Annotated in this window: 7 protein-coding genes and 1 pseudogene; 3 read left to right on the forward strand and 5 right to left on the reverse strand. The window is 65.6% G+C overall.

Translation table 11 applies throughout. The annotated features are described in order from the left end of the window. The first annotated feature begins 176 nt into the window (after positions 1 to 176). From H512_RS24660 to H512_RS0117570, 3 genes are all read left to right on the forward strand, one after another. Positions 177 to 2249, forward strand: coding sequence for an elongation factor G (locus tag H512_RS24660; protein ID WP_036792399.1), 2073 nt, complete (start codon positions 177 to 179; stop codon positions 2247 to 2249). An 80-nt stretch (positions 2250 to 2329) separates the two neighbouring features. Further along, positions 2330 to 2626, forward strand: coding sequence for a type II toxin-antitoxin system HigB family toxin (locus H512_RS24665; protein ID WP_036792426.1), 297 nt, complete (start codon positions 2330 to 2332; stop codon positions 2624 to 2626). Beyond that, positions 2626 to 3003, forward strand: coding sequence for a helix-turn-helix domain-containing protein (locus H512_RS0117570; protein WP_026784566.1), 378 nt, complete (start codon positions 2626 to 2628; stop codon positions 3001 to 3003). The genes H512_RS24665 and H512_RS0117570 overlap by 1 nt, the downstream gene beginning before the upstream one ends. Before the next feature lie 33 nt (positions 3004 to 3036). On the opposite strand, the gene pflA is transcribed toward H512_RS0117570, so the two are convergent. The 5 genes and pseudogenes from pflA to H512_RS0117595 all read right to left on the reverse strand — a co-directional run. Then, complete coding sequence (pflA, locus tag H512_RS24670) at positions 3037 to 3855, reverse strand: pyruvate formate-lyase-activating protein (RefSeq protein WP_053240010.1); 819 nt, start codon at positions 3853 to 3855, stop codon at positions 3037 to 3039. Further along, entirely contained in the window at positions 3839 to 6121 is a 2283-nt protein-coding gene (gene pflB / locus H512_RS0117580) for a formate C-acetyltransferase (protein ID WP_026784567.1), read from the reverse strand. Before pflB ends, pflA begins: the two co-directional genes overlap by 17 nt. 563 nt (positions 6122 to 6684) lie before the next feature. Continuing rightward, the gene (locus tag H512_RS0117585) at positions 6685 to 7596 is read right to left on the reverse strand and encodes a formate/nitrite transporter family protein (protein WP_026784568.1); all 912 of its coding nucleotides are present in this window, start codon (positions 7594 to 7596) and stop codon (positions 6685 to 6687) included. Positions 7597 to 7703: 107 nt separating this feature from the next. Further along, positions 7704 to 9167: a pyruvate kinase gene (gene pyk / locus H512_RS0117590; protein WP_036792402.1), complete on the reverse strand. Its 1464-nt coding sequence runs from the start codon at positions 9165 to 9167 to the stop codon at positions 7704 to 7706. A 221-nt stretch (positions 9168 to 9388) separates the two neighbouring features. Next, positions 9389 to 9604, reverse strand: a pseudogene (locus H512_RS0117595) (erythrose-4-phosphate dehydrogenase); the annotation flags it as partial.

The following is a 9604-nucleotide window of genomic DNA, read 5'->3' on the forward strand; positions in this document are numbered from 1 at the left end:
GTGCCGGCCGCCGTTTCCCCGTATTGCCAAGCCTTGAAAACAGAGCCAATCTCGGTTTCGTCGAAGCTCCGCAAGGGGAATTCGGCCCGAGTGGAAGCAATCCGCGGTCCCCGAAATCGGGGGGCTGCGGAATTGGACAGGCGAGAACATAACGGAAACATCTGTGGAGGTCAGCCATGTCAGGACATACCGGAACATCCGCCAACGGCAGAGCAGTCGGCCCCCGTTGCGTTGCCATCGTGGGGCCTCATGGCAGCGGCAAGACGACGCTTCTGGAGGCGATCCTCGAGCGTACGGGGGCAATTCCGAAGGCCGGCAACGTGGCGGCGGGCAGCAGCGTCGGCGACCGCTCCAAGGAGGCGCGAGCCCATGGCATGGGCATCGAACTCAACTATGCCGACGCCGAGTTCCTGGGTGACAATTACACCTTCCTCGATTGTCCTGGTTTCGTCGAGTTCGCCTACGAAATGCAGCCGGTGCTGGCCGTGGCCGATATCGCCGTGGTGGTCTGCGAGGCCGACGAGAAGAAGATTCCGGCCCTTCAGCTGGTGCTCCGGCAGCTCGAAACGGCGCGCGTGCCGCATGTGCTGTTCGTCAACAAGATCGACAAGGCCGACGCGACGCTGCGCGACACGCTGAAGCTGATGCAGACGGCGTCATCGACGCCGCTGGTGCTGCGCCAGATTCCCATCTGGAAGGACGGCACGGCCATCGGTACCATCGAATTGGCCCTCGAACGGGCGCTGGTCTACCGCGAGCACGCCGAAAGCCAGGAAGTTCCCATTCCCTCCGACCATCAGGCCGACGAGTTGGCCGCCCGCTACGAAATGCTGGAGCGCCTCGCCGACTACGACGACGAGCTGATGGAGGAGTTGCTGTCCGACGTGGCGCCCGACCGCAGCCAGATCTTCCAGGATCTGCGCAAGGAAATGCGCTCCGGCCAGATCACCCCGGTGTTCATCGGCTCGGCCGAGCGCGGCAACGGCGTCACCCGTCTCCTGAAGGCGCTGCGCCACGATGCCGCCGGCATCGACGAGACGCGCGCCCGCCTGGGCCTTGCCGCCGGCAGCGAAACCGTCGTCCAGGTGGCGAAGACCGTGCAGACCTCCCATGCCGGCAAGCTGTCCATCGTCCGCGTGCTCTCGGGCAAGCTGACCGACGGTCTGCCGCTCACCGGCGCCGACGGCTCGGTCGGCCGCGTCTCCGGCCTCTACGCGCTTGGCACCGGCACACCGACGAAGCTCTCCGAAGCCGGCGTCGGTGCAGTGGTCGGCATCGGCAAGGTCGATCCGGCCGAGACGGGCTCGACGCTCACCTCCGGCAAGACGCCGCCCGAGGAACTGGCGCCGCTGGCGCCGCCATCGCCGGTGTTGTCCATGGTGGTGGCGTCCAAGGAGGCCAAGGACGACGTCAAGCTGTCGACGGCGCTCGGCCGCCTCGCCGAGGAAGACCCGTCGCTCCGCGTGGTACAGGACGCCGATACGGGGGAGACGCGCATCGAGGGGCAGGGCGAGATGCACCTCCGCGTGCAGCTCGAACGCCTTCAGAACCGCTTCGGCGTTGCCGTGGTGACGCGCGAGCCGATCATTCCCTACCGGGAGACCATCAAGTCGTCGACCACGGTGCGCGGCCGCCACAAGAAGCAGTCGGGCGGCCACGGCCAGTTCGGCGACTGCGTGCTGACCATCGAGCCGCAGGAGCGCGGCAAGGGCTTCGCCTTCGCCGAGGTGGTGACCGGCGGCGCCGTGCCGAGGAACTTCTTCCCGGCCATCGAGGAAGGCATCGTCGACAGCCTGAAGCGAGGCGCCCTCGGCTTCCCGCTGGTCGACGTCAAGGTGACGCTGTCCGACGGCTCCTTCCACCCGGTCGACAGCTCCGACATGGCGTTCAAGACGGCGGCCGGCATCGGCATGCGCGAGGGCCTGCCGCAGTGCTCGCCGGTGCTACTGGAGCCGATCCTCAAGGTGAAGTTCTACGGGCCGAGCGAATTCACCGCCCGCATCAACCAGATCGTCACCGGCCGCCGCGGCCAGCTCCTCGGCTTCGACGGACGCGACGGCTGGCAGGGCTGGGACGTCACCGAGGCGCTGATCCCGCAGGCCGAGATGGGCATGCTGATCGTCGAGCTTCGGTCGGCGACGGCCGGCGTCGGCACCTTCGAGGCCGATTTCGACCATCTCCAGGAGATCACCGGCCCGGTGGCGCAGAAGGTGGTCGACAAGCGCAAGGCCGACCTCGCCGCCGCGTGAGGACGGACGTTTCGACCGTGAAAAGGGAGGGCGCTGAAACGCGCCCTTTCTTTTGTTCCCAATTTGGGATAGAAGACATCGTGCAAGTGATTGCCAAAGCGACCTTGCGGGCCTTCTGGGAACGGCATCCGCAGGCAGAAGTCCCTTTGCGGGCTTGGTTTGCCATTGCCAGCCATGCGGATTGGGGCAGCCCGTCCGATCTGAAGCGATCATTTGGCACGGGCGTCGATTTCGTCGGTGACAGCCGGGCCATCTTCGATGTCGGCGGCAACAAGTATCGGCTGATCGTGCATGTCGCCTATGGTCATCGGCGAATGCTCGTCAAGTTCGTCGGCACGCATGCGGAATACGATCGGATCGACGCGGAGACTATATGATGGACAACATTCGCCCCATCCGCACCGACGAGGACCTGGCCTGGGCACTCCGGGAGGTTGCTGTCTATTTCGATCATCCGCCGGCGCTGGGAACGGCCGACGCCGACCGCTTCGATGTGCTCTCCGACCTGATCGAGGCCTATGAGAATCGCCATTATCCGATCGAAACGATGGAACCGATCGAACTGCTGAGAGCGCATATGGACACGACGTCGCGCACGCAGGCCGATCTTGCCGCGCTGCTGGGATCAAGGTCTCGCGCCTCGGAAATTCTCAACAGAAAGCGGGCGCTGACGGTGGAGATGATCTTCAAGCTGAGTTCGGAATGGGGAATTCCCGCCGAATGCCTCGTCGCGCCCTACCGGCTGGCGGCCTGAGCCTGCCGCCGGCGAGGGCGACAGGCAATTGCCTCAGCTCGCGTTCAGGCCCTCGCTGCGGAAGATCGTCCGCACCTTTTCCACCAGCTCGCGCGACGGCGGCTCGGTGTTGGCGAGCTTGTATTCCTTGCCGCACGCTTCCCACTTGAACTCGCCGAGCTTGTGGAAGGGCAGGATGTCGACGCGTTCGACCACGCCCAGGCTGGCGGCGAAGGCGGCGAGGCCGGCGATCTCGTCGAGCTTGTCGGTGAGGCCGGGCACCAGCACGTAGCGCAGCCAGATCTTCTTGCCGAGTGCCGACAGGCGCTTGGCGAAGTCGAGCGTCGGCTGCAGCTCGACGCCGGTCACCTCGCGATAGGTCTCCTCGGTGAACGCCTTGATGTCCAGGAGCACCAGGTCGATGTCCTGAAGCATCTCGTCGGAGACGCGCTTGCCGAGGTAGCCGGAGGTGTCGAGGGCCGTGTGCAGGCCCATCGCCTTGGCGGCGTGGAAGATTTCGGCGGTGAACTCCACCTGGGTCAGCGGCTCGCCGCCGGTGATGGTGACGCCGCCCTTGGCGCGCTTCAGGAAGCCCGAATAGCTGGCGATCTCGGCCACCACCTCGCGCACCGAGGTTTCCTTGCCCTTGCGCATGTGCCAGGTGTCGGGGTTGTGGCAATACTGGCAGCGCAGCGGACAGCCCGAGACGAACAGCACGTAGCGGATGCCCGGCCCGTCGACGGCGCCGCCGGCTTCCTTGGAGTGGACGAAGCCGTGGGCGACCGGCCGGCGGGCAGGGCGCCCGCCGTCGGCGTGGGCCTCCGGGGCGCGCGGGGCGTCCCGGAAGGCGAGGAGGTTAGTTTGATGCGCCATGGAAGGTCCGGCTGATCACGTCGAGCTGCTGCTCGCGGGTGAGCTTGATGAAGTTCACCGCGTAGCCCGACACGCGGATGGTGAGCTGCGGGTAAAGCTCGGGATGCTCCATGGCATCGACCAGCGTCTCGCGGTCGAACACGTTGACGTTGATGTGGTGGCCGCCCTGCATGAAGTAGCCGCTGAGCAGGCTGTCGAGGTTGTCCACCCGGTCCCCGTCGGTCGAGCCGAGGGCCGACGGCACGATGGAGAAGGTGTAGCTGATGCCGTCCTGCGCGTGGGCGTAGGGCAGCTTGGCCACCGAGGCCATGGAGGCGACGGCACCGTTCTTGTCGCGGCCGTGCATCGGGTTGGCGCCCGGCGCGAAGGGCACGCCGGCCTTGCGGCCGTCGGGGGTGTTGCCGGTCTTCTTGCCGTAGACGACGTTCGAGGTGATGGTCAGGATCGACTGCGTCGGCATGGCGTTGCGATAGGTCTTGTGCTTGCGGATGCAGCCCATGAACGTCTCGGTCAGCCACACGGCGATGTCGTCCACCCGGTCGTCGTTGTTGCCGAAGGCCGGATAGTCGCCCTCGATCGTAAAGTCGGTGGCAAGGCCGCGCTCGTCGCGGATCACCTTCACCTTGGCGTACTTGATGGCGCTGAGGCTGTCGGCGGCCACCGACAGGCCGGCGATGCCGCAGGCCATGGTCCTGAGGATGTCGCGGTCGTGCAGCGCCATCTCGATCCGCTCGTACATGTACTTGTCGTGCATGAAGTGGATGGAGTTCAGCGCATTGACGTAGACGCGGGCGAGCCACTCCATCATCGGCAGGAACTTGGCCTTGACGTCCTCGTAGTCGAGATAGTCGCCGGTGACCGGCGCCAGCGCCGGACCGACCTGGGCGCCGCTCTTCTCGTCGCGGCCGCCGTTGATCGCGTAGAGCAGCGTCTTGGCGAGGTTGGCGCGGGCGCCGAAGAACTGCATCTGCTTGCCGATGCGCATGGCGGAGACGCAGCAGGCGATGCCGTAGTCGTCGCCCCAGTAGGGCCGCATCAGGTCGTCGTTCTCATACTGGATCGACGACGTCCTGATGGAGGTCTCGGCGCAGAAGTCGCGGAAGCCCTTCGGCAAGTGCTCGGACCAGAGGACCGTCAGGTTCGGCTCGGGGGCCGGGCCGAGGGTGTTCAGCGTGTTCAGCATGCGGAAGGACGACTTGGTCACCAGCGGCCGGCCGTCGATGGCCATGCCGCCGATGGATTCGGTCACCCAGGTCGGGTCGCCGGAGAACAGCTGGTCGTATTCCGGCGTCCTCAGGAAGCGGACGATGCGGAGCTTCATGACGAAGTGGTCGAACAGCTCCTGCGCCTCGGCTTCGTTCAGCTCGCCCTCGTTGATGTCGCGCTGGATGTAGATGTCGAGGAAGCTGGAGACGCGGCCGAGCGACATGGCGGCGCCGTTGGCCTCCTTCACGGCGGCGAGATAGCCGAGGTAGGTCCACTGCACCGCCTCGCGGCCGTTGACGGCCGGGCGGGTGAGGTCGAAGCCGTAGATCTCGCCGAGCTTGACCAGCTCCTTCAGCGCCTTGATCTGTTCGGCGGTCTCCTCGCGGGCGCGCAGCACTTCCTCATCGATGGTGGCAAGCTCGAAGCTCTTGAGCTGGGCCTGCTTGTCCTCGATCAGCCGGTTGACGCCGTAGAGGGCGACGCGGCGATAGTCGCCGATGATGCGGCCGCGACCGTAGGCGTCCGGCAGGCCGGTGATGATGCCCGACTTGCGGCAGGCCAGCATTTCCGGGGTGTAGACGTCGAACACCGCGTCATTGTGGGTCTTGCGGAGCTTGGGGAACACCTTGTCGAGCGAGGTGTCGGCCTTGAAGCCGTAGGCTTCGAGACCATTCTTGACCATGCGGTAGCCGCCGAACGGCATGATGGCGCGCTTCAGCGGTGCGTCGGTCTGCAAGCCGACGATCTGCTCCAGGTCCTCGGCGATGTAGCCGGCCTTGTGCGCGGTGATGGAGGCGGGGGTGGAGACGTCGACGTCCAGCACGCCGCCCTTGTCGCGCTCGGCCTTGAGCTGAACCTTCAGCTTCTCCCAGAGGTCGGCGGTGCGCGGCGTGATGCCGGCCAGGAAGCGGGCGTCGCCCTCGTAAGGCGTCACGTTGGCGATGATGAAGCTGCGGACGTCGATCTCGCGCGTCCAGCTGCCGGGGAGAAAGCCGCGCCAGGGGTCCTGGGCGGTCAGCTCGTCGATGGTATCGAACGGTTCGCGCGCATAGACGTTCATGACTTTCTCTCCAAGGTTCCTGTCACCGACCCGATGGCCGGAAAGTTATGCGTCCGAGAACGTATAACAGATTTTACTTACGTAGTCCTGCGAAATCCGGATGACCCGCAAGCTCGTCATGTCCTTCATGTAATATATGACTTCAAAGGTTAAGTAAGTAATCCTGCGCTATTGCCGGCCTTTCGGGCAGGGCCTGCGCCGGTGGCAAGGCAGCCCGCCAGGACATGCATACACCTTTTGATTGTATAAACGAACGATCGCATGTCGCGCATCTGCAGATGGCGAGAGCCGGTCATGAAACTGAAACCTTTTAACAAATCGCCGAATAGTGCGACTTTTGAAAATATGAAGGAAAACAGCCCCTTTTACCGGCTGCTTATGCCTCGCAACAGCGCTGGGAAAGCGGATATCGCCTCGGCTTGTCGTAATAGCAATACAACTAAAAAGAGAAGACCCCCGAAGGGGCCTTGCCTGTCGTTCCCATCCATCCTCGTCAGCCATGCAGGCCTGCGCGTCTGCCTTGCGCGACATGCAGCGCCGAACGGGCGATCAATTCCAAACGGTTATCCGTTTCGGGAAGGTCTGCCTTGCGTCCGGCGCGGTTCGCCGGCCGACAGCGGCGTCAGGCCGCCCAGCGCCTTGCGATAGACCAGCCAGTAGATGCCGCCGACGAATCCGGCGCCGCCCACGATGTTGCCAAGCGTCGCCGGGATGATGTTGTGAACGATCGCCCCGAAGGTCAGCAGCGACACGTCGACGCCTTCAGGCGCGTGGCCGGTGTGAATCAGCACCCAGGCGTAGGGCAGGATGAACATGTTGGCGACGCAGTGCTCGAAGCCGGCGGCGATGAAGGCGGTCACCGGCAGCACCATGCCGAACAGCTTGTCGGTCACCGAGCGGCCGGCATAGCTGAGCCAGACGGCAAGGCAGACCAGGATGTTGCAGAGGACGCCCTTGAAGAAGATGGTGACGGCGTCCGGCCCCACCTTGCCGACGGCCAGCTTGATCATGCCGGTGCCGAAACCGTCGCCGTTCAGCCCCGAGGTGTGCGCCATCACCACCAGGAACACCAGGCCGAGCGCGCCAACGAGGTTGCCGAGCCAGATGATCGTCCAGTTGCGGAGCACCTCGCCGGTCGAGAGCTGACGGTTGGCCCAGGCCATGACGATCAGGCAGTTGCCGGTGAACAGCTCGGCGCCGCCGATCATCACCAGCGCCAGGCCAAGCGTGAAGACGAGGCCGCCGAGCAGGCGTTGCGCGGCGAACCCCAGCGTCGGATCGGCCAGCACGATGCCGAAGAACAAGGCACCGAGGCCGATCGAGCCGCCGGCGATGACCGCCAGCGCCGCGCTGGCCAGCGCCGGCATCCGCGCCTTCTTGACGCCGAGCTTCTCGACCTTGTCCTGGATCTCGGCCGGCGCGTAGGCGTCGAGGCCGAGAATGCTGTTGGCCTGTCCGGGCGAGTTGTCCGCCATTTGAGGTATCTCCGGTTCCACTTAATTCAGGACGCCACGGATACCGGCTGTCGCACAAATGTAAAGGGGAGAACCCGCGGAAGGTTGGCGCTATCGTTTAATGTGCGTCAGGCGACGGGTTCGCCGACGGTGACGATCCGCAGCACGTTGGTCGAGCCGGGCATGCCTTCGCCCGAAGTCACCACCATCGTGTCGCCGAGGCGGGCGATGCCGAGGCTGCGGGCGAGGGCGACGGAGCTGTTCACCTTGTCCTGGAAGCGGGGCGAGGGCTGGCTGGGGATCACCAGCACGCCGTAGGCGAGCATCAGCTTGCGCGTCTTGACGAGGTCTGGCGTCATCGACAGCACCGGCACGCCCGGCCGCTCGCGGGCGACGCGCAGGGTGGTCGAGCCGGTGGCCGTGAAGGTGACGATGGCCTTGGCGCCGAGCACCATGGCGATTTCCTTGGCGGCGTGGGTGATGGCTTCCGACGAGGTCTCCGGCCCGAAGGGCAGCCGCTGCGCCTCGATGATCTGGCGGTAGAGCGGGTCGTGCTCGACGCGCTGGGCGATGCTGTCCATGATGGCGACGGCGGCCACCGGATAGGCGCCGGCGGCGGTCTCGGCCGACAGCATCACCGCATCGGCGCCGTCGAACACGGCGGTGGCGACGTCGGAGGCCTCGGCGCGGGTCGGCGCCGGATTGGTGATCATCGATTCCAGCATTTGCGTGGCGACGATCACCGGCTTGCCGGCCTGCCGCGCCTCGCGGACGATGCGCTTCTGCAAGGTCGGCACGTCCTCGGGCCGCATCTCGACGCCGAGGTCGCCGCGCGCCACCATGACGCCGTCGGCAAGCGCGATGATCTCGCCGAGGCTGTCGATCGCCTGCGGCTTCTCGATCTTGGCGAGCAGCGCCGCCCGGTCGCCGATCAGCCCGCGCGCCTCCACGAGGTCGGCGGGCCGCTGCACGAAGGAGAGCGCCACCCAGTCGACGCCGAGGTCGAGCGCGAAGGTAAGGTCGTCGCGATCCTTGGGCGTCAGGGCGGACAGCGGCAGCACCACGTCCGGCACGTTGACGCCCTTGCGGTTGGACAGCACGCGGCCGCTCACCACGCGCGTCATGGCATGATCGGCGGCGCAGCTCTCGACATGCAGGCGGACGCGGCCATCGTCGAGCAGAAGGTCGGTGCCGGGCTTGAGGGCGGCGAAGATTTCCGGATGCGGCAGGCCGACGCGCGTCACGTCGCCGGGCTCGGTGGAGAGGTCGAGGCGGAAGGTCTGTCCCTCGGTGAGTTCGACCGGGCCGTCGGCGAAGGTGGCGATGCGCAGCTTCGGACCTTGCAGGTCGGCCATCACGGCAATCGGCCGGCCGGTCTCGTTTTCCACCTGACGCAGAATGTCGAAGCGGGCGCGGTGCTCCTCGTGCACGCCGTGGCTGAAATTCAGGCGGAAGACATCGGCACCGGCTGCCACCAACTCGCGGATCACCTCGATCGTGCCGGAAGCCGGGCCGAGCGTGGCGACCACCTTGGTCTGACGCTGGCGGATCTTGGGATTGCTGCCCGTTCGCGAGGATGCCGGCGCGTTCATATCTGCTCCTTGAGTCTGTCGATGGCGGGACGGCCTGGCCGTAAAACCCCTTCGGGTTTGGTCCTTAAGGAAAACTCCGCCTCGGATTAGCCCTCGTATACACGCAAGGCGGCAGCAAGGGGAAGTGCCGCTTCCGGTGGTCTGCCGCGATGGCTCCGCAGACCGAAAAAAGACCCCGCCGTTGGGCGGGGTCCGGGAGGCTCTTAGCGGTTCGGTCTAGCTCAGAGGGTCTTGCCGATGGCGACGGCGGTGTCGGCCATGCGGTTGGAGAAGCCCCACTCGTTGTCGTACCAGGAGAGGATACGGACGAGGGTGCCGTTCATCACCTTGGTCTGGTCGAGGTGGAAGATCGACGAACGCGGGTCGTGGTTGAAGTCGCTGGAGACGTTCGGCTGGTCGGTGAAGCCGAGCACGCCCTTCAGCGGGCCGTTGGTGGC

The organism is Pleomorphomonas koreensis DSM 23070, from assembly GCF_000425185.1.
GTDB lineage: Bacteria > Pseudomonadota > Alphaproteobacteria > Rhizobiales > Pleomorphomonadaceae > Pleomorphomonas > Pleomorphomonas koreensis.